Raw genomic sequence first — 432 nt, 5'->3', positions numbered from 1 at the left:
CCGGAGTTGCTAGTAATCGCAGATCAGAATGCTGCGGTGAATGCGTTCCCGGGTCTTGTACACACCGCCCGTCACACCATGGGAGCTTGTAATACCCGAAGCCTGTGAGCGAACCGCAAGGGAGCAGCAGTCGAAGGTAGGATAAGTGACTGGGGTGAAGTCGTAACAAGGTAGCCGTATCGGAAGGTGCGGCTGGATCACCTCCTTTCTAAGGAAAAAAACTTCACACTATTTTAATTATATATGGGGGTATAGCTCAGTTGGGAGAGCGCCTGCCTTGCAAGCAGGAGGTCAGGAGTTCGAATCTCCTTATCTCCACCAGACTAACAACAAGTTAGTTGAAACTTCTCAAAAAGAGAAAAGAACCATAACAACTTAAAACTAATCAAAAATTTCTAAAACAAACAATAAACTGGAAAAACAGAAATGTTT

1 tRNA gene and 1 rRNA gene are annotated in these 432 nt (G+C 44.9%); both read left to right on the top strand.

Annotated features, from left to right (window positions below):
* A 16S ribosomal RNA gene (locus ACQRC6_RS09855) occupies positions 1-208 on the top strand; the annotation flags it as partial.
* A gap of 37 nt (positions 209-245) precedes the next feature.
* A tRNA-Ala gene (locus ACQRC6_RS09850) sits at positions 246-321 on the top strand.
* The last annotated feature ends 111 nt before the right edge of the window (positions 322-432 follow it).

It is taken from the genome of Peptoniphilus sp. SGI.035 (assembly GCF_050315115.1).
In the GTDB taxonomy this organism is placed as follows: Bacteria; Bacillota; Clostridia; order Tissierellales; family Peptoniphilaceae; genus Peptoniphilus_A.
The sequence above is the reverse complement of the archived record's forward strand: the minus strand, read 5'-3'. Positions and strand labels throughout refer to the sequence as shown.